Below are 18,644 nucleotides of genomic sequence, written 5' to 3'. Positions count from 1 at the left end.
TTTCGTGTGGTTATGGGTTTTTATTCTGTCGTCGATCTGGCCATTTTTTGCCATAAGCTAATGTGATGGCTAATTTTGCCTTATGGTTTAGCGTCTGTTTCGGTGGTAAGTTCAGGACAAAGAGAACGTTTGCGTCGTAGCCCCTGGAGCGGCTGCGGTGCTGGGTTTCGTGGCGAAAATTTCACCGCGAAAGAGTTGGTAGCCCCGCTTATTCAACGAGGAAAAGATGGCTCAACAGACTCCTTTGTACGAACAACACACGCTATGTGGCGCGCGCATGGTAGATTTCCATGGCTGGATGATGCCACTGCATTACGGTTCTCAGCTCGATGAACACCATGCTGTTCGCACCGATGCCGGTATGTTTGATGTGTCGCATATGACCATCGTCGACCTGCGCGGCAGCCGCACCCGGGAGTTCTTGCGTTATCTGCTGGCAAACGACGTCGCGAAGCTAACGAAGACGGGTAAAGCCCTCTACTCCGGTATGCTTAACGCATCGGGCGGCGTGATAGATGACCTGATTGTCTATTACTTCACTGAAGATTTCTTCCGCCTCGTTGTAAACTCCGCCACCCGCGAAAAAGACCTCTCCTGGATTACCCAGCACGCTGAACCTTACGCCATCGACATCACCGTTCGTGACGACCTGTCGCTGATTGCGGTGCAGGGGCCAAACGCGCAGGAAAAAGCAGCAACGTTGTTTACTGACGAACAGCGCCATGCGGTAGAAGGTATGAAGCCGTTCTTCGGCGTTCAGGCGGGTGATTTGTTTATCGCAACCACCGGTTATACCGGCGAAGCAGGCTATGAAATTGCCATGCCGAATGAAAAAGCGGCTGATTTCTGGCGTGCGCTGGTACAGGCAGGCGTCAAACCTTGCGGTCTGGGTGCGCGTGACACGCTACGCCTGGAAGCGGGTATGAACCTGTACGGTCAGGAGATGGACGAAGGGATTTCTCCACTGGAAGCCAACATGGGCTGGACCATTGCGTGGGAACCTGCCGACCGCGACTTTATTGGTCGTGAAGCGCTGGAAATGCAGCGTGAAAAAGGCCACGAACAGCTGGTCGGACTGGTGATGACCGAGAAGGGCGTGCTGCGTAATGAACTGCCAGTCCGTTTCACTGACTCTTCCGGTAACCAACATGAAGGCATTATCACCAGCGGAACATTCTCCCCAACCCTGGGTTACAGCATCGCGCTGGCGCGTGTACCCGCGGGTATTGGTGAGACCGCGATCGTGCAGATCCGTAACCGCGAAATGCCAGTAAAAGTCACTAAACCTGTTTTTGTGCGTAACGGCAAAGCCGTCGCGTGATTCATCCTTTTTGGAGATTGATTGATGAGCAACGTACCTGCAGAACTGAAATACAGCAAAGAACACGAATGGCTGCGCAAAGAAGCTGACGGCTCTTACACCGTTGGTATCACCGAACATGCTCAGGAGCTGTTGGGTGACATGGTTTTCGTAGACCTGCCAGAAGTTGGTGCCACCGTCAGCGCGGGTGATGACTGCGCCGTTGCGGAATCCGTAAAAGCAGCTTCTGATATTTATGCGCCGGTAAGCGGTGAGATTGTTGCGGTTAACGACGCGCTGAGCGACTCCCCGGAACTGGTCAACAGCGAACCGTATGCCGGTGGCTGGATCTTCAAAATCAAAGCCAGCGATGAAAGCGAAATCGAATCGCTGCTGGATGCCACTGCGTACGAAGCATTGTTAGAAGACGAATAATGTTGTGCCGGATGGCGCTAATGCTTATCCGGCCTACTCACTGCAACGCGAATTATTTTGCGTATTCGTTTTCGCACGCGTAGGCCCGGTAAGCGCAGCGCCACCGGGCAATTGAGTTAGAGACAATCACGATTCACTGCACGTTTCAGGAACCATCGCCCATGACACAGACGTTAAGCCAGCTTGAAAACAGCGGCGCTTTCATTGAACGCCACATCGGACCGGACGCCGCGCAGCAGCAAGAGATGCTGAATGCGGTTGGCGCCGAGTCGTTAAACGCGCTGATCGGCCAGATTGTGCCGAAAGACATTCAGCTCGCAACCCCGCCACAGGTAGGCGAGGCGGCGACAGAATACGCTGCGCTGGCCGAATTAAAAGCCATCGCCGGGCGTAACAAGCGCTTCACGTCCTACATCGGCATGGGCTACACCGCCGTGCAGTTGCCACCGGTTATCCTGCGTAACATGCTGGAAAATCCGGGTTGGTACACCGCGTATACGCCGTATCAGCCGGAAGTCTCTCAGGGCCGTCTGGAAGCGCTGCTGAACTTCCAACAGGTCACGCTGGACCTGACGGGGCTGGACATGGCCTCCGCCTCTCTGCTGGATGAAGCCACCGCGGCGGCAGAAGCCATGGCGATGGCCAAACGCGTCAGCAAACTGAAAAACGCCAACCGTTTCTTTGTGGCGGCTGATGTTCATCCGCAAACGCTGGACGTCGTGCGTACTCGCGCCGAAACCTTTGGTTTTGACGTCATTGTGGATGACGCAGCGAAAGCACTGGATCACCAGGATGTGTTCGGCGTGCTGTTGCAGCAGGTTGGTACCACTGGTGAAGTGCACGACTACAGCAAACTAATTGCTGAGCTGAAATCCCGTAAAGTTGTGGTCAGCGTTGCTGCCGACTTTATGGCGCTGGTGCTGCTGACGGCTCCTGGCAAACAGGGTGCGGATATCGTTTTCGGCTCTGCGCAACGCTTCGGTGTTCCAATGGGTTACGGTGGCCCGCACGCGGCATTCTTTGCCGCCAAAGACGAATTCAAACGCTCCATGCCAGGCCGTATTATCGGCGTATCAAAAGATGCGGCGGGCAATACCGCACTGCGCATGGCGATGCAGACTCGCGAGCAGCATATCCGCCGTGAGAAAGCGAACTCCAACATTTGTACCTCACAGGTACTGCTGGCTAACATCGCCAGCCTGTATGCCGTTTATCATGGTCCGGTCGGTCTGAAGCGCATCGCTAATCGTATCCACCGCCTGACCGATATTCTGGCGGCAGGTGTGCAACAGAAAGGCTTAAAGCTGCGTCATGCGCACTACTTCGACACGCTGTGTGTTGAAGTGGCTGATAAAGCTGCGGTACTGGCGCGTGCGGAAGCGGCAGAGATCAACCTGCGCAGCGATATTCATAACGCGGTAGGTATTACCCTCGACGAAACCACCACCCGTGAAAACGTGGTGCAGTTGTTCACTGTTCTGCTGGGCGACAGCCACGGCCTGAACATCGACACGCTGGATAAAGACGTTGCGCTCGACAGCCGTTCCATTCAGAGCAGCATGCTGCGTGATGACGCGATCCTCAGCCACCCGGTGTTTAACCGCTACCACAGCGAAACCGAGATGATGCGCTACATGCACTCGCTGGAGCGTAAAGATCTGGCGCTGAACCAGGCGATGATCCCGCTGGGTTCCTGCACCATGAAGCTGAACGCCGCCGCCGAGATGATTCCTATCACCTGGCCGGAATTCGCTGAACTGCATCCGTTCTGCCCGCCAGAGCAGGCGGAAGGGTATCACCAGATGATTGGTCAGCTTTCCGAGTGGCTGGTAAAACTGACCGGCTATGACGCAGTCTGCATGCAGCCGAACTCCGGAGCACAAGGCGAATACGCTGGCCTGCTGGCGATTCGTCATTATCACGAAAGCCGTAACGAAGGCCATCGCGATATCTGCCTGATCCCGGCGTCAGCCCACGGTACTAACCCGGCTTCCGCACAAATGGCGGGGATGCAGGTGGTGGTAGTCGCCTGTGATAAGAACGGCAACATCGATCTGGACGATCTGCGGGCAAAAGCAGAACAACATGCCGCGAACCTTTCTTGCATCATGGTGACCTATCCGTCCACCCACGGCGTATATGAAGAAACGATCCGCGAAGTGTGTGAAGTTGTGCATCAGTTCGGCGGCCAGGTGTACCTCGACGGCGCGAACATGAACGCCCAGGTTGGAATCACCACGCCGGGCTTTATCGGCGCGGACGTTTCGCACCTCAACCTGCATAAAACCTTCTGCATTCCGCACGGCGGCGGTGGCCCAGGTATGGGACCGATTGGCGTTAAATCGCATCTGGCACCGTTCGTACCGGGCCACAGCGTCGTTCAGATTGAAGGGATGCTGACCCGTCAGGGCGCGGTGTCTGCCGCACCGTTCGGTAGCGCATCCATTCTGCCAATCAGCTGGATGTACATCCGTATGATGGGCGCAGAAGGTCTGAAGCAGGCAAGCCAGGTCGCGATTCTTAACGCTAACTACATTGCCAGCCGTCTGAAAGATGCCTATCCGGTGCTGTATACCGGTCGCGATGGCCGTGTAGCGCATGAATGTATTCTCGACATTCGCCCACTGAAAGAAGAGACCGGCATCAGCGAACTGGATATTGCCAAACGTCTGATCGACTATGGTTTCCATGCGCCAACCATGTCGTTCCCGGTAGCGGGTACGCTGATGGTGGAACCGACCGAATCTGAAAGCAAAGTGGAACTGGATCGCTTTATTAACGCGATGCTGGCAATCCGCGCTGAGATCGAGCGCGTGAAAGCCGGTGAGTGGTCACTGGAAGATAACCCGTTGGTAAACTCGCCGCACACCCAGAACGAGCTGGTGAGTGAGTGGAACCACGGTTATAGCCGCGAAATCGCAGTCTTCCCGGCTGGCGTGGCGAACAAATACTGGCCTACCGTGAAGCGTCTTGATGACGTTTACGGCGACCGTAACCTGTTCTGCTCCTGCGTGCCGATGAGCGAATATCAGTAACTTTTCCGCGTAGTTAAACAATTTCCAGGCCGGGTAAGGCGAAGCCGCCTCCCGGCTTTTTCATATCTGGAGGTCTCTATGGGAATCGCACTTGTTACTGGCGGCAGTCGCGGTATCGGGCGAGCAACCGCGCTGCAACTGGCACTGGAGGGTTACACGGTCGCGGTTAATTTTCATCACAATATTCGTGCGGCCACCGAGGTGGTGAATAACATCATCGCTTCAGGCGGTAAAGCATTTGCTTTGCGAGCGGATATCAGTGATGAAAGTCAGGTGCTGGCGATGTTTGAATCGATCGACCGTGAAGGGGAATCGCTGACTGCGCTGGTGAATAATGCCGGGATTTTATTTGAACAGACCACAGTGGAAAACTTAACTGCAGAGCGAATTAACCGCGTGCTGGCGACCAATGTTACCGGCTATTTTCTGTGCTGTCGGGAAGCGGTTAAGCGCATGTCGTTTAAGCACGGCGGTCAGGGTGGGGCGATTGTGAATGTCTCTTCGGCGGCATCACGGCTCGGTGCGCCATTCGAATATGTCGATTACGCCGCTTCAAAAGGTGCGGTGGACACGCTCACCACCGGTCTGGCGCTGGAGGTGGCGGCGCAGGGGATCCGCGTAAACTGCGTACGTCCTGGCCTGATCTACACTGAGATGCATGCGTCGGGTGGAGAACCGGGAAGGGTTGATCGCGTGAAGTCGATGCTGCCGATGCAGCGCGGTGGGCAGCCGGAAGAGGTCGCTCAGGCCATTGTCTGGTTGCTGAGCGAGAAGGCGTCGTATGTGACGGGAAGTTTTATTGAGCTGGCGGGTGGAAAATAGCGCTTTGATTGCCGGATGGCGGCGTAAACGCCTTATCCGGCCTACAGGTTAAGTTCCCGTAGGCCGGATAAGCGCAGCGCCATCCGGCAAAAATCACAGATTCTCGCCGTTACTGGCGATCACCGCTTTATACCACTCAAAACTCTTCTTGCGTGAACGCGACATATCGCCAGTGCCGTCATCGTGCTTATTCACGTAGATGAAGCCGTAGCGCTTGCTGTACTGACCGGTGGTGAACGAAACACAGTCGATGCAGCCCCACGGCGTGTAGCCCATCAGATCTACGCCATCATAGGTGACCGCCTTCATCATCTCTTCGATGTGGGCGCGCAGATAATCGATGCGGTAGTCATCATTGATGCTGCCGTCTTCTTCCACTTTATCGTAGGCGCCAAACCCGTTTTCAACGATAAACAGCGGCTTCTGATAACGCTCGTACAGCTCACATAAAGCATAGCGCAGGCCAACAGGGTCAATCTGCCAGCCCCAGTCGGAGGCTTTGACGTGCGGGTTCGGCACGCTACCCTCAAAACCGGAAATGGCATCACCGCTACCGCCTTCCGCTTTCACCGCGTTGGTCATGTAGTAGCTAAATCCGAGATAGTCGCAGGTGCCTTCACGCAGGATTTGCTCGTCGCCGTCTTCCATCCTGATGTTAAATTCGCGACGTTCCCACTCGTTCAACACATAGCTTGGGTAGTAGCCGCGCAGCTGGACGTCAGTAAAGACGTAGCGTTCACGCATTGACTCCTGGGCGAACATGACATCTTCGGGCTTACAGGAGAACGGATAGAGCGGCACCATTGCCAGCATGCAGCCCACTTTCATTTCAGGATTGATGCGACGTGCGGCTTTCACTGCGAGCGCGCTGGCCACGAACTGGTGGTGCAGCACCTGGTACATGGTCTCTTCCGGGTTTTCATGCTCGGTATACACCACACCGGAGCAGCAATAGCCAAACAACGGTGCGCGCCAGTTACGTTGGTTATTGATCTCGTTGAAGGTCATCCAGTATTTGACTTTGTGTTTGTAACGCTCAAAGACGACTTCGGCAAATCGAACAAAGAAATCAACAACTTTGCGATTGGTCCAACTCCCATACTGTTGAACCAAATGTAGCGGCATTTCGAAGTGGGAAAGGGTGATGACCGGTTCGATGTTGTATTTCAGTAATTCATCGAACATGTCGTCATAGAACTTCAGACCTTCTTCGTCCGGCTGGGTTTCGTCCCCATTGGGGAAGATACGGGTCCATGCGATGGAGGTACGGAAACATTTGAAGCCCATTTCGGCAAACAGTTTAATGTCTTCTTTGTAATGACCGTAAAAATCGACGGCTTCGTGGTTGGGGTAGTATTTACCGGGCACGACTTCCTGAGTGATTTCTCGTGGAACGCCGTGTGCCCCACCGGTCAGTACGTCGCAAATGCTGGGGCCTTTGCCACCTTTGTTCCAGCCGCCTTCGACCTGGTGCGCCGCAACTGCGCCGCCCCATAAAAAATCTTTTGCTAAGGTAAGTTTTTTCATCTGCGCTCAGTCTCAAATTAATACAATCTGATTTTGAGTCTAACAAAGGAAACCTAAATGTCACGATATAACAAAATAACGTTAATGTGATTTGTTACATCAAAAAAACAGATTGTTTTTTTACGCTATTCTTTTCGCCAGCTTGCGGCCAAGTGATTCCAGAATATAAATAACAGGGATTTGCGTGGTAATATCGTATACCCCGGCAATGCGCGTTTGTGGAACGTGCCAGGAGAGATTAAAGTCGGCGAGTTTCGCCAGACGTGAGTGTTCATGGCTGGTTACAGACAGCACTTTACAGTTGTGCAGGCTGAACTGGCTGGCAAAACGCAGGATCTCTTCTGTTTCGCCGGAGACGGAAAGCACGATTGCCAGCGCGTTTCTGGCCATGTCATTGGTTACCGGAAAATAAGGGTCGTCAATATGATTACTGAATTTGCCGACGTTGGAGAAAAAACGCGCGCCGTATTTCGCAAGCGCTCCTGACGTTCCTGCACCAACAAATATAATACGTTCGGAAGATAATATAATATCAACAGCCTGATCGAGCAGTTTATCGAATTCGTCGTTATTGACGCTTTTAAAAAAGCTGATAATTTCGCTGGCGCTGAAATTAGCCTGTTGCGGTTCATTCTGCTCTAAATATAATTTGAAGCGTACGCGAAATTCTGAGTAACCTTCACACTTAAGCTTGCGGCAAAAGCGCAGTACGGTGGTAGTGGAAACACCCACGGCATCGGCCAGTTCACGAATGGTCATGTACATGACTTTGTCACGATTTTTGATGACATAGTTGTAGACCAGCATCTCAAGATTGTTGAGACTGGCGATGGCAGCGTGGGAGAACATACTCACAATAGCAAAACTCACTCATCAGACTTCATCTACAGGGAATAATAACATGCAGCCAAATGACATCACTTTTTTTCAGCGTTTCCAGGATGACATACTGGCCGGACGCAAAACCATCACCATTCGTGACGAGTCCGAATCACACTTCAAAACCGGTGACATTCTACGGGTTGGGCGCTTTGAAGATGAGGGATACTTCTGCACGATTGAAGTTGTTGGCACGTCAACCGTCACGCTGGATACGCTGACCGAAAAACATGCCCAACAGGAAAACATGTCGCTTGAAGAACTGAAACACGTGATCGCCGAGATTTACCCAGATCAAACGCAGTTTTATGTGATTGATTTTAAATGTATTTGATTTAATGTGTACGCTTGTTAGCTGAAAAGGTAAAATTAATTATATGATTTTTATGAACTATTTATTTTAATATAAATATTACAGCTAACATGTGTTCACTGGAACCATTCTCAGTTACGCTAGAGGGGCAATAACGAAAGTGTTCGTTTCTCGGGAGTAAGCTATGGTTCAGAAACCATTAATCGCGCAGGGATATTCGCTGGCAGAGGAAATAGCCAACAGCATCAGTCACGGTATCGGGTTGGTGTTTGGGATTGTCGGGCTGGTGTTGTTGCTGGTTCAGGCAGTGGATACCAACGCCAGCGCTATGGCGATTACCAGTTATAGCCTGTACGGCGGCAGCATGATCCTGCTGTTCCTCGCCTCAACTTTGTATCACGCGATCCCCCATCAGAGAGCGAAAGTCTGGCTGAAAAAATTCGACCACTGCGCGATTTATCTGCTGATTGCCGGGACCTATACGCCATTTCTGCTGGTGGGGCTTGATTCGCCGCTGGCACGTGGGCTGATGATTGTTATCTGGAGCCTGGCGCTGCTCGGTATTTTATTCAAACTGACCATTGCGCACCGCTTTAAGGTTCTGTCGCTGGTGACCTACCTGACAATGGGCTGGCTATCGCTGATTGTGGTGTATCAATTGGCAGTTAAACTGGCGGCGGGAGGCGTGACGTTGCTGGCCGTTGGTGGTGTGGTCTATTCGCTGGGCGTTATTTTCTACGTATGTAAGCGCATTCCATATAACCACGCGATCTGGCACGGTTTTGTACTGGGCGGCAGCGTTTGCCACTTCCTGGCGATTTATTTGTATGTTGGACAGGCGTAACCCTTGATTGCGGATGGTGGCTAACGCCTTATCTGGCCTACAAAATGTGCTTGTAGGCCGGATAAGCGTAGCGCCATCCGGCGTTAATCTTTTACTCTTCCAGTGAATACGGCAGCGGCACAATATGCAGCGTTTTTGCGTCATCGCGAACGCGGAACAGGCTGTCAGCTTCCATGTCGTTATTCATCACGACTTGCACCAGTATCTGGCCATCAGCGAGCTGTACTGCGGCAAGTACGGTACCGGTACGACGCCAGTTCTCACCCATTTTCAGTTCCAGGTCTTCGCCTGCTTCCGGCACCCGGCTGGCCGTACCTGCCAGAGTCCACATGGCGCGTTTGTTGGCGCCGCGGAATTTGGCGCGCGCCACCATTTCCTGGCCGGTATAGCAGCCTTTTTTGAAGCTGATCCCGCCCAGAGCCTGCATATTGGTCGCCTGGGGAATAAACTGTCCGCTGTTGGCTGTATCAATGACCGGAATACCCGCTTCGATATCCAGCGCCAGCCACTGTTGACTGTTATTTAACTCCGCTTCGCCGCGCAGTTTCTCAACCAGGCTTTCCGCTGTTGCAACATCAACGATCAGCAGGAAACGCTCGGCAGGGTGTTCGAACCACAGTATTGTGGAAGCACCTTCGGTAATAACCTGTTTATCGCTGTTCGGTAATTCGCTAAAGAGATTGGCCAGCGCCGCTCGTGCCTGGAATCCCGCTACGCCCAACAGAACATGCTCGTCGTCCGGCGCAATCACTACCTTCGAGAAGACCGCATATTTCTTCAGTTCTGTAAGCTGCGCATCGCGCAAGCTGCGGCGTTCAAGCCATGCAAAACCGTCACTGTTACGGAACAGGCGCAGATTGCTCCACATTTTACCTTTGGCATCACAATGGGCTGCCAGCACGTGCTGATACTCGGTCATCTGGCTGACATCAGCCGTGACCTGACCCTGAATATACTTCTCACTGTCGACACCGGTAATGGTGGCGAGCGCCCAGTCATCGAGCGTCATTAGCGTCAGAGGTAAACGCGTTGACGCAAAAGGCTGGCGAGGAGGAAAAGATGTAAAAGCCATAATAATGTCCTGATTTGCTTAACGCCGTGATAATGACTAATGGTAAAAGAGCTATGGCCCATTGCAAGCGGTTTAAACAGGCTATTTGTGCCATATAGTAAGCTTTGCGAGGTGACATCCAAAAATGATGAATCCTTTGACTTAATGCGGTTTTATTTAGCGAACGTGCTTCCATTAGCTGATATTCCCGCAAAAGCGTGTGAAAAACACGTTACAATAGCCGGATACTTCGTTTTCGCGAGACAGGAAGAAGAACATGGATATTAATAACAAAGCACGTATTCATTGGGCATGCCGCCGCGGTATGCGTGAGCTGGACATCTCTATCATGCCGTTTTTCGAACATGAATATGACAGCTTAAGTGACGAAGAAAAACGTATCTTTATCCGTCTGCTAGAATGTGACGATCCAGATTTATTTAACTGGTTGATGAATCATGGGAAACCAGCTGATGCTCAGTTGGAGCAGATGGTGCGACTTATCCAGACACGGAATCGGGAACGTGGTCCAGTGGCAATCTGATTTACGCGTTTCGTGGCGCGCGCAGTGGCTTTCGTTGCTTGTTCATGGGCTGGTCGCGGTATTTATTTTATTGATGCCCTGGCCTTTGAGCTACACCCCCTTATGGATGGTTTTGCTCTCTCTGGTGGTGTTCGATAGCGTACGCAGCCAACGTAGAATTAACGCCTGTCAGGGCGAGATTAGGCTGTTGATGGATGGTCGTCTGCGCTGGCAAGGGCAGGAGTGGACTATCGTGAGCGCGCCCTGGATGGTCAAAACAGGCATGATGCTGCGTTTGCGTTCAGATACCGGGAAACGTCAGCATTTGTGGCTGGCGGCAGACAGTATGGATGAGGCTGAGTGGCGAGACTTACGGCGGTTAATGCTGCAACAGGCGAAGCAGGGGTAATGCCACCGTATGTCTGATGGCGTGCAGCTTTAAGGCTTAGGTTTGATGCGTGAGGTAAGCCGGATAAGGCGTTCACTGCGCCATCCGGCAACACGGTTATCAGGACCAGTGTTCGGCCATTTCCCCAAGAATTTGCTCGCACCAGTTCTGGATGCGTTCATCGCTGAGATCGTACTGGTTCGTTTCATCCAGCGCCAAACCAACAAACAGCTGTCCATCGGCAATGACGGGTTTATCGCTGGTAAATTCATAGCCTTCGGTTGGCCAGTAACCGACAAACTTGACGCCTTTGGTGACCAGTTTATCGTGCAGCATACCCAGCGCATCCAGGAACCATTCGCCATATCCTAACTGATCGCCCATCCCGTAAAGCGCGACAATTTTGCCTTCCAGGTTGAGGTCGTCCAGTTGCTCCCAGACCGCTTCCCAATCCTCCTGAATTTCACCGAAATCCCAGGTCGGGATGCCCAAAATGAGCACATCATACTGCTCCATTAAGGTCGGGGAATCATCTTTGAGGTTGTGCAGTGTCACCAGTTCGGGACCCAGGATATCGCGGATTTTTTCTGCTGCCATTTCGGTGTAGCAGGTACTGGAACCGTAAAAAAGACCCATGTTCATGACGTAAACATCTCAATTCTGCTGTAGCGTTGCGGGTAGTGTAACAGAATCGCCGCAATCCCGGCACAATGAGGCATAATGCATCAAAAATGAGAGTGAATAAGGGGCGCGAGTGGAACAGGATCTGGCGCGCATCGAGCAGTTTCTTGATGCCCTGTGGCTGGAACGAAATCTGGCGGAAAACACATTAAGTGCGTATCGTCGCGATCTGACCATGCTGGTCGAATGGCTGCATCATCGCGGCGTTTCACTGGCGACGACGCAGAGCGATGATCTGCAGGCATTGCTGGCCGAGCGGATGGATGGGGGATATAAAGCCACCAGTTCCGCTCGCTTGCTCAGTGCCACGCGGCGCTTTTTTCAGCATCTGTACCGCGAAAAATTTCGCGAAGACGATCCCAGCGCCTCGCTAGCATCACCGAAGCTTCCGCAGCGTCTGCCCAAGGATCTCAGTGAAGCGCAGGTAGAGCGGTTGTTGCAGGCGCCGCTTATTGAGCAACCGCTGGAGCTACGCGACAAAGCCATGCTGGAAGTATTGTATGCAACGGGCCTACGCGTGTCTGAGCTGGTGGGACTGACGATGAGTGACGTCAGCCTGCGTCAGGGCGTGGTTCGGGTGATCGGTAAAGGTAATAAAGAGCGCCTGGTGCCGTTGGGTGAAGAGGCGGTGTACTGGCTGGAAACGTATCTGGAACATGGCCGCCCATGGTTGCTCAACGGCGTATCGATTGATGTGCTGTTTCCCAGCCAGCGGGCGCAACAGATGACCCGTCAGACCTTTTGGCATCGTATTAAACACTATGCTGTGTTGGCGGGAATCGACAGCGAAAAACTGTCACCGCACGTCCTGCGGCATGCTTTTGCCACGCATTTGCTCAATCATGGCGCTGACCTGCGCGTGGTGCAGATGCTACTGGGGCATAGCGACCTCTCGACAACACAAATTTATACTCATGTCGCAACGGAGCGCTTGCGTCAACTACATCAACAGCATCACCCGCGAGCGTGAGTGCTGACAGGATAGGATAGGTTATGAAAAAACGTTTTATGATGTTCACTCTGCTGGCAACGGCGTTTTCCGGCATGGTACATGCAGACGATGCGGCGATTCGCCAGTCATTGGCAAAGCTGGGCGTCCAGAGCACAGAGATTCAGTCTGCTCCGGTGGCGGGCATGAAAACCGTACTGACCAATAGCGGCGTGCTGTACTTAACTGAAGACGGTAAACATATTATTCAGGGACCGATGTATGACGTGAGCGGCGCAAGCCCGGTGAATGTCACTAACCAGCTGCTGATGAAGCATTTGAACGCGCTGGAAAAAGAGATGATCGTCTACAAAGCGCCGCAGGAAAAACACGTCATTACCGTTTTCACCGATATCACCTGTGGCTACTGCCACAAGCTGCATGAAGAGATGAAAGACTATAATGCGTTGGGGATCACCGTTCGTTATCTGGCCTTCCCACGTCAGGGTCTGGAAAGCCAGGCTGAGCAGGACATGAAGTCGATCTGGTGTGCGAAAGATAAAAACAAAGCCTTTGATGATGCGATGGCAGGCAAGGACGTGAAACCAGCGACCTGTGATGTGGACATCGCTAACCACTATGCGCTTGGCGTGCAGTTTGGCGTTAGCGGCACGCCGGCGATTGTGCTGAGCAACGGCTATGTCGTGCCTGGCTATCAGGGCCCGAAAGAGATGAAAGAATTCCTCGACGCACATGCAAAACAAACCAGCGGTAAATAATTCGCGTGAAACAAAAGATACAACTTCGTCGGCGTGAAGCCGACGAGACAACCGAGCTGCCTGATGACTTGCCGCCATTGTTGCGTCGTTTATACGCCAGCCGCGGCGTGAGAACGGCTAACGATCTGGAGCGAAGCCTGAAAGGGATGCTGCACTGGCAGACGCTGACGGGTGTGGAAAAAGCGGTTGAGATGCTGCATGACGCGTTTGAGAAAAACCTGCGCATTATGGTGGTCGGCGATTTTGATGCAGATGGCGCGACCAGCACCGCATTAAGCGTTCTTTCGCTGCGGGCGATGGGCTGTGATACCGTGGAATACCTGGTTCCCAACCGTTTTGAGGACGGCTACGGCTTAAGTCCTGAAGTGGTCGATCAGGCCCATGCACGCGGCGCACAAATGATCATGACGGTGGATAATGGGATTTCCTCCCACTCCGGGGTCGATCATGCGCATGCGCTGGGTATCCGCGTTCTGGTTACCGATCACCATCTGCCGGGGGAAATACTGCCCAATGCCGACGCCATTGTGAATCCAAACCTTGCGGACTGTCCTTTCCCGTCAAAATCGCTGGCGGGAGTGGGGGTGGCGTTCTACCTGATGCTGGTGCTGTGTAATCATCTGAAGAGTAAGGGCTGGTTTGACGCGCGTGGTATCGCGATACCGAAGATTGTGGAATATCTCGATCTGGTCGCGCTGGGGACAGTGGCGGACGTTGTTCCGCTGGATGCTAACAACCGTATCCTGACCTGGCAGGGCTTGTCCCGTATTCGTGCGGGCGTCTGCCGTCCGGGTATCAAGGCGCTTCTGGAAATCGCCAATCGCGAACCGGCTAAGCTGGTGGCGAGCGATTTGGGTTTTGCGCTGGGACCACGGCTGAATGCCGCTGGCCGTCTGGATGATATGTCCGTCGGCGTGGCGCTGTTGCTGTGCGACAACATTGGCGAGGCACGCGTGCTGGCCAATGAACTGGACGCGCTCAATCAGACACGCAAAGAAATTGAGCAGGGCATGCAGGCGGAAGCGCTGACCCTGTGTGAAAAGCTGGAGCGCAGCAGCGAGACGCTACCGGGCGGCCTTGCGATGTACCATCCTGAGTGGCATCAGGGGGTAGTCGGCATTCTGGCATCGCGCATTAAAGAGCGTTTTCATCGTCCGGTGATTGCGTTTGCTCCTGCTGGCGACGGTACGCTCAAAGGCTCCGGGCGTTCGATTCAGGGGCTGCACATGCGTGATGCGCTGGAGCGCCTGGACACCCTTCATCCTGGCATGATCCTCAAGTTTGGCGGGCACGCCATGGCGGCGGGCTTGTCGCTGGAAGAGGCGCAGTTTGAGCGTTTCCAGCAGCGTTTCGGCGAACTGGTAACCGAGTGGCTGGATCCCGCCTTGCTGCAGGGCGAAGTGGTGTCAGATGGCCCGCTAAGCGCCGCGGAGATGACCATGGAGGTCGCGCAAATGCTGCGTGATGCCGGGCCGTGGGGGCAAATGTTCCCGGAACCGCTGTTTGATGGACATTTCCGTCTCCTTCAGCAGCGTTTGGTGGGGGAGCGTCATCTGAAGGTGATGGTGGAGCCGGTTGGCGGCGGACCTCTGCTGGACGGAATTGCGTTCAACGTTGATACCAGTTGCTGGCCGGACAACGGCGTGCGCGATGTTCAGTTGGCCTATAAACTGGATATTAATGAGTTTCGCGGCAACCGCAGTTTGCAGCTAATAATCGATAATATCTGGCCACTTTAGCGTCACTAATCGCTATAAAAAAGGGCGTGGATTAGTTACAATCCCGCTCTTATAACCGCATTTTGACTAGTCCAATAAAAGAAATCAGACAATGTTTGAAATTAATCCGGTAAATAACCGCATTCAGGACCTCACGGAGCGCTCTGACGTTCTTAGGGGGTATCTTTGACTATGATGCCAAGAAAGAGCGTCTGGAAGAAGTAAACGCCGAGCTGGAGCAGCCGGACGTATGGAACGAACCCGAACGCGCGCAGGCGCTGGGTAAAGAGCGTTCCTCCCTCGAGGCTATCGTCGATACACTCGACCAAATGAGCCAGGGCCTGGAAGATGTCTCCGGCCTGTTGGAACTGGCTGTAGAAGCCGACGACGAAGAAACCTTTAACGAAGCCGTAGCAGAACTCGATACCCTGGAAGATAAGCTGGCGCAGCTGGAATTCCGTCGTATGTTCTCCGGCGAATATGACAGCGCAGATTGCTATCTCGATATTCAGGCTGGCTCCGGTGGTACGGAAGCGCAAGACTGGGCAAGCATGCTGATGCGTATGTATCTGCGTTGGGCTGAAGCACGCGGCTTTAAGACTGAAATTATTGAAGAATCTGAAGGTGAAGTGGCGGGTATTAAATCCGTGACCATCAGAATTGCTGGCGAATATGCGTACGGTTGGCTGCGGACTGAAACCGGCGTACACCGTCTGGTACGTAAGAGCCCGTTCGACTCCGGCGGTCGCCGCCATACGTCGTTCAGCTCGGCGTTTGTCTATCCGGAAGTTGACGATGATATCGATATCGACATCAACCCGGCGGATCTGCGCATTGACGTTTATCGCGCCTCTGGTGCGGGCGGTCAGCACGTTAACCGTACAGAATCGGCGGTACGTATCACCCACATCCCGACCGGGATTGTGACGCAGTGTCAGAACGACCGTTCCCAGCACAAGAACAAAGACCAGGCCATGAAGCAGATGAAAGCGAAGCTTTATGAACTGGAAATGCAGAAGAAGAATGCCGAGAAACAGGCGATGGAAGACAATAAGTCAGATATCGGCTGGGGTAGCCAGATTCGTTCTTATGTCCTTGATGACTCCCGCATTAAAGATCTGCGTACCGGGGTTGAAACCCGTAACACGCAGGCGGTGCTGGATGGCAGCCTGGATCAATTTATCGAAGCAAGTTTGAAAGCAGGGTTATGAGGAACCAACATGTCTGAACAACACGTACAGGGCGCTGACGCGGTAGCCGATCTTAACAATGAACTGAAAACGCGCCGTGAGAAACTGGCGAGCCTGCGTGAGCAGGGGATCCCGTTCCCGAACGATTTCCGTCGCGATCATACCTCAGACCAACTGCATGCTGACTTCGACGCGAAAGAAAACGAAGAGCTGGAAGCGCTGAACATCGAGGTATCCGTTGCTGGCCGTATGATGACCCGCCGTATTATGGGTAAAGCCTCATTCGTTACGCTGCAGGATGTTGGCGGCCGTATTCAGCTGTACGTTGCTCGTGACGATCTGCCGGAAGGCGTTTACAACGAGCAGTTCAAAAAATGGGATCTGGGCGATATCCTTGGCGCGAAAGGTAAGTTGTTCAAGACCAAGACCGGTGAGCTGTCCATTCATTGCACCGAGCTGCGTCTGCTGACGAAAGCGCTGCGGCCGCTACCGGATAAATTCCACGGGCTGCAGGACCAGGAAGCGCGTTATCGTCAGCGCTATCTGGATCTCATCTCTAACGATGAATCCCGCAATACCTTTAAAGTGCGTTCACAGATTATGGCTGGCATCCGCCAGTTCATGGTGGGTCGCGGCTTTATGGAAGTAGAAACCCCGATGATGCAGGTGATCCCTGGCGGCGCGGCGGCGCGTCCGTTCATCACCCATCATAACGCGCTGGATCTGGATATGTACCTGCGTATCGCGCCGGAACTGTACCTCAAGCGTCTGGTGGTTGGCGGCTTCGAACGCGTGTTCGAAATTAACCGTAACTTCCGTAACGAAGGCATCTCAGTTCGTCATAACCCAGAGTTCACCATGATGGAACTCTACATGGCGTATGCGGACTACAAAGATCTGATCGAACTGACCGAATCACTGTTCCGTACGCTGGCGCAGAACGTTCTGGGCACCACCGAAGTGCCTTACGGCGAAGAAGTCTTTGACTTCGGTAAGCCGTTCGAAAAACTGACCATGCGCGAAGCGATTCAGAAATATCGTCCGGAAACCAACATGGCCGATCTGGATAACTTCGACTCTGCTAAAGCGATCGCTGAATCTATCGGCATCAAAGTTGAGAAGAGCTGGGGTCTGGGCCGTATCGTGACCGAGATCTTCGAAGAAGTCGCGGAAGCGCATCTGATTCAACCGACCTTCATTACCGAGTACCCGGCAGAAGTTTCTCCGCTGGCGCGCCGTAATGACGTAAACCCGGAAATCACCGATCGCTTCGAATTCTTCATCGGCGGACGTGAAATCGGTAACGGTTTCAGCGAGCTGAACGATGCAGAAGATCAGGCGCAGCGTTTCCAGGATCAGGTTAACGCCAAAGATGCAGGTGATGACGAAGCGATGTTCTACGATGAAGACTACGTTACCGCTCTGGAACACGGTCTGCCGCCGACTGCGGGTCTGGGTATTGGTATCGACCGTATGGTTATGCTGTTCACCAACAGCCACACCATCCGCGACGTGATCCTGTTCCCGGCGATGCGCCCGGTTAAGTAAGATGTGAAATGCCGGATGGCGGCTGATGCCTTATCCGGCCTACGATTCGTTATGTAGGCCAGCTAAGCATAGCGCCATCAGGCAATTAATTCCCGTTGGCAAACTTGCGCAGTAATCCTCGCGCCTTATCGTTTGAAACCTGCATTACCATCCACGGGCTAAACGCCCACGGCGTCGCGTCAATCCCGCTCAACACATCCTCAAGATCGCTCCACTGGTGATCCATCACTTCATCTGCGTTTAGCTGGAGCGGACTCACGATATGTGCGGCGTACACCGGACACACCTCGTTTTCCATAATTCCGCTCGGGTCCGTGGCACAATAACGAAAATCAGCATACACGGAGCTGAGCGAGTCAATGTCTGTACCCAGTTCGAACCGAGCGCGGCGGACAATAGCGGCTTCGGTGGATTCACCCGATTGGGGATGACCGCAGACAGAGTTGGTCCAGACGCCTGGCCAGGCTTTTTTGTGCAGTGAACGGCGCGTCACCAGCAGTTGTCCCTGGTCGTTAAATATCCAGCAGGAAAACGCAGCGTGCAGAGGCGTTGTGGCGGTATGCGCCGCATACTTTTCCAGCGTCCCGCAGGGCTGACCCTGCTCATTTAATAAAATGACATGTTCCTGTCGCATAGCGTCCACCATCAATCTTAAGCACCCACATTATATGCTTAATTAAGAC

Annotated in this window: 18 protein-coding genes; 13 read left to right on the top strand and 5 right to left on the bottom strand. The window is 53.3% G+C overall.

The annotated features are described in order from the left end of the window. The first annotated feature begins 226 nt into the window (after nucleotides 1-226). The 4 genes from gcvT to FDW92_RS15090 all read left to right on the top strand — a co-directional run bounded on the left by gcvT (nucleotide 227) and on the right by FDW92_RS15090 (nucleotide 5,592). Nucleotides 227-1,321 (top strand): glycine cleavage system aminomethyltransferase GcvT, encoded by a 1,095-nt coding sequence (gene gcvT, locus FDW92_RS15105; protein WP_042310886.1) that lies wholly within the window; start codon nucleotides 227-229, stop codon nucleotides 1,319-1,321. 24 nt (nucleotides 1,322-1,345) lie between these two features. Beyond that, nucleotides 1,346-1,735 carry a glycine cleavage system protein GcvH gene (gene gcvH / locus FDW92_RS15100; protein ID WP_006686886.1) on the top strand — a complete coding sequence of 130 codons (390 nt, stop codon included), beginning with the start codon at nucleotides 1,346-1,348 and terminating at the stop codon, nucleotides 1,733-1,735. 161 nt (nucleotides 1,736-1,896) lie between these two features. Then, a complete protein-coding gene (gene gcvP / locus FDW92_RS15095; protein ID WP_042310885.1) occupies nucleotides 1,897-4,770 on the top strand; it encodes an aminomethyl-transferring glycine dehydrogenase in 2,874 nt (957 codons plus the stop codon). Nucleotides 4,771-4,848: 78 nt separating this feature from the next. Further along, a complete protein-coding gene (locus tag FDW92_RS15090; protein ID WP_042310882.1) occupies nucleotides 4,849-5,592 on the top strand; it encodes an SDR family oxidoreductase in 744 nt (247 codons plus the stop codon). Between the two features lie 93 nt (nucleotides 5,593-5,685). On the opposite strand, the gene bglA is transcribed toward FDW92_RS15090, so the two are convergent. After that, nucleotides 5,686-7,119: a 6-phospho-beta-glucosidase BglA gene (bglA, locus tag FDW92_RS15085; protein WP_042310880.1), complete on the bottom strand. Its 1,434-nt coding sequence runs from the start codon at nucleotides 7,117-7,119 to the stop codon at nucleotides 5,686-5,688. A gap of 120 nt (nucleotides 7,120-7,239) precedes the next feature. After that, nucleotides 7,240-7,968 (bottom strand): MurR/RpiR family transcriptional regulator, encoded by a 729-nt coding sequence (locus FDW92_RS15080; protein ID WP_042310878.1) that lies wholly within the window; start codon nucleotides 7,966-7,968, stop codon nucleotides 7,240-7,242. Nucleotides 7,969-8,020: 52 nt separating this feature from the next. Here FDW92_RS15080 and yqfB point away from each other — a divergent pair, with 52 nt between their 5' ends. Continuing rightward, nucleotides 8,021-8,332: a N(4)-acetylcytidine aminohydrolase gene (yqfB, locus tag FDW92_RS15075; protein WP_042310876.1), complete on the top strand. Its 312-nt coding sequence runs from the start codon at nucleotides 8,021-8,023 to the stop codon at nucleotides 8,330-8,332. Nucleotides 8,333-8,495: 163 nt separating this feature from the next. Beyond that, nucleotides 8,496-9,155 carry a hemolysin III family protein gene (locus FDW92_RS15070; RefSeq protein ID WP_038633489.1) on the top strand — a complete coding sequence of 220 codons (660 nt, stop codon included), beginning with the start codon at nucleotides 8,496-8,498 and terminating at the stop codon, nucleotides 9,153-9,155. A gap of 91 nt (nucleotides 9,156-9,246) precedes the next feature. Here the strand turns inward: FDW92_RS15070 and ygfZ are convergent, their stop codons facing one another. Next, entirely contained in the window at nucleotides 9,247-10,227 is a 981-nt protein-coding gene (ygfZ, locus tag FDW92_RS15065) for a tRNA-modifying protein YgfZ (RefSeq protein ID WP_042310874.1), read from the bottom strand. Between the two features lie 256 nt (nucleotides 10,228-10,483). On the opposite strand from ygfZ, the gene sdhE reads away from it, so the two are divergent. Both sdhE and FDW92_RS15055 read left to right on the top strand, forming a co-directional pair. Beyond that, the gene (sdhE, locus tag FDW92_RS15060; protein ID WP_016154349.1) at nucleotides 10,484-10,750 is read left to right on the top strand and encodes an FAD assembly factor SdhE; all 267 of its coding nucleotides are present in this window, start codon (nucleotides 10,484-10,486) and stop codon (nucleotides 10,748-10,750) included. Next, nucleotides 10,731-11,138: a protein YgfX gene (locus FDW92_RS15055; RefSeq protein WP_038633481.1), complete on the top strand. Its 408-nt coding sequence runs from the start codon at nucleotides 10,731-10,733 to the stop codon at nucleotides 11,136-11,138. Before sdhE ends, FDW92_RS15055 begins: the two co-directional genes overlap by 20 nt. A gap of 99 nt (nucleotides 11,139-11,237) precedes the next feature. On the opposite strand, the gene fldB is transcribed toward FDW92_RS15055, so the two are convergent. Then, nucleotides 11,238-11,759 (bottom strand): flavodoxin FldB, encoded by a 522-nt coding sequence (gene fldB / locus FDW92_RS15050; protein ID WP_038633478.1) that lies wholly within the window; start codon nucleotides 11,757-11,759, stop codon nucleotides 11,238-11,240. A 112-nt stretch (nucleotides 11,760-11,871) separates the two neighbouring features. Here fldB and xerD point away from each other — a divergent pair, with 112 nt between their 5' ends. The 5 genes from xerD to lysS all read left to right on the top strand — a co-directional run bounded on the left by xerD (nucleotide 11,872) and on the right by lysS (nucleotide 17,961). Continuing rightward, the gene (gene xerD, locus FDW92_RS15045) at nucleotides 11,872-12,768 is read left to right on the top strand and encodes a site-specific tyrosine recombinase XerD (RefSeq protein WP_042310871.1); all 897 of its coding nucleotides are present in this window, start codon (nucleotides 11,872-11,874) and stop codon (nucleotides 12,766-12,768) included. A gap of 23 nt (nucleotides 12,769-12,791) precedes the next feature. Continuing rightward, on the top strand, nucleotides 12,792-13,505 hold the full coding sequence (dsbC, locus tag FDW92_RS15040) for a bifunctional protein-disulfide isomerase/oxidoreductase DsbC (protein WP_042310869.1): 714 nt from the start codon (nucleotides 12,792-12,794) through the stop codon (nucleotides 13,503-13,505). A 5-nt stretch (nucleotides 13,506-13,510) separates the two neighbouring features. Further along, on the top strand, nucleotides 13,511-15,244 hold the full coding sequence (gene recJ / locus FDW92_RS15035) for a single-stranded-DNA-specific exonuclease RecJ (protein WP_042310867.1): 1,734 nt from the start codon (nucleotides 13,511-13,513) through the stop codon (nucleotides 15,242-15,244). A gap of 91 nt (nucleotides 15,245-15,335) precedes the next feature. Further along, a protein-coding gene (gene prfB, locus FDW92_RS15030; protein WP_100194817.1) for a peptide chain release factor 2 occupies nucleotides 15,336-16,434 on the top strand; the annotation gives its coding sequence in 2 pieces (ribosomal slippage) (nucleotides 15,336-15,410 and nucleotides 15,412-16,434; 1,098 coding nt in all). A gap of 9 nt (nucleotides 16,435-16,443) precedes the next feature. Further along, a complete protein-coding gene (lysS, locus tag FDW92_RS15025; protein ID WP_006686909.1) occupies nucleotides 16,444-17,961 on the top strand; it encodes a lysine--tRNA ligase in 1,518 nt (505 codons plus the stop codon). 85 nt (nucleotides 17,962-18,046) lie between these two features. Here lysS and idi read toward each other — a convergent pair whose 3' ends face one another. Then, nucleotides 18,047-18,595 carry an isopentenyl-diphosphate Delta-isomerase gene (idi, locus tag FDW92_RS15020; RefSeq protein ID WP_042310866.1) on the bottom strand — a complete coding sequence of 183 codons (549 nt, stop codon included), beginning with the start codon at nucleotides 18,593-18,595 and terminating at the stop codon, nucleotides 18,047-18,049. Between the last annotated feature and the right edge of the window lie 49 nt (nucleotides 18,596-18,644).

The organism is Citrobacter sp. wls706, assembly GCF_005281305.1.
Classification (GTDB): domain Bacteria; phylum Pseudomonadota; class Gammaproteobacteria; order Enterobacterales; family Enterobacteriaceae; genus Citrobacter; species Citrobacter werkmanii.
The sequence above is the reverse complement of the archived record's forward strand: the minus strand, read 5'-3'. Positions and strand labels throughout refer to the sequence as shown.

Bases quoted from the DNA above. Each gene is read 5' to 3' on its own strand.
- lysS (WP_006686909.1), top strand. From the start codon at position 16,444: ATGTCTGAACAACACGTACAGGGCGCTGACGCGGTAGCCGATCTTAAC.
- gcvT (WP_042310886.1), top strand. From the start codon at position 227: ATGGCTCAACAGACTCCTTTGTACGAACAACACACGCTATGTGGCGCG.
- idi (WP_042310866.1), bottom strand. From the start codon at position 18,595: ATGCGACAGGAACATGTCATTTTATTAAATGAGCAGGGTCAGCCCTGC.
- FDW92_RS15080 (WP_042310878.1), bottom strand. From the start codon at position 7,968: ATGTTCTCCCACGCTGCCATCGCCAGTCTCAACAATCTTGAGATGCTG.
- gcvP (WP_042310885.1), top strand. From the start codon at position 1,897: ATGACACAGACGTTAAGCCAGCTTGAAAACAGCGGCGCTTTCATTGAA.
- FDW92_RS15090 (WP_042310882.1), top strand. From the start codon at position 4,849: ATGGGAATCGCACTTGTTACTGGCGGCAGTCGCGGTATCGGGCGAGCA.
- gcvH (WP_006686886.1), top strand. From the start codon at position 1,346: ATGAGCAACGTACCTGCAGAACTGAAATACAGCAAAGAACACGAATGG.
- dsbC (WP_042310869.1), top strand. From the start codon at position 12,792: ATGAAAAAACGTTTTATGATGTTCACTCTGCTGGCAACGGCGTTTTCC.
- sdhE (WP_016154349.1), top strand. From the start codon at position 10,484: ATGGATATTAATAACAAAGCACGTATTCATTGGGCATGCCGCCGCGGT.
- bglA (WP_042310880.1), bottom strand. From the start codon at position 7,119: ATGAAAAAACTTACCTTAGCAAAAGATTTTTTATGGGGCGGCGCAGTT.
- ygfZ (WP_042310874.1), bottom strand. From the start codon at position 10,227: ATGGCTTTTACATCTTTTCCTCCTCGCCAGCCTTTTGCGTCAACGCGT.
- yqfB (WP_042310876.1), top strand. From the start codon at position 8,021: ATGCAGCCAAATGACATCACTTTTTTTCAGCGTTTCCAGGATGACATA.
- FDW92_RS15070 (WP_038633489.1), top strand. From the start codon at position 8,496: ATGGTTCAGAAACCATTAATCGCGCAGGGATATTCGCTGGCAGAGGAA.
- fldB (WP_038633478.1), bottom strand. From the start codon at position 11,759: ATGAACATGGGTCTTTTTTACGGTTCCAGTACCTGCTACACCGAAATG.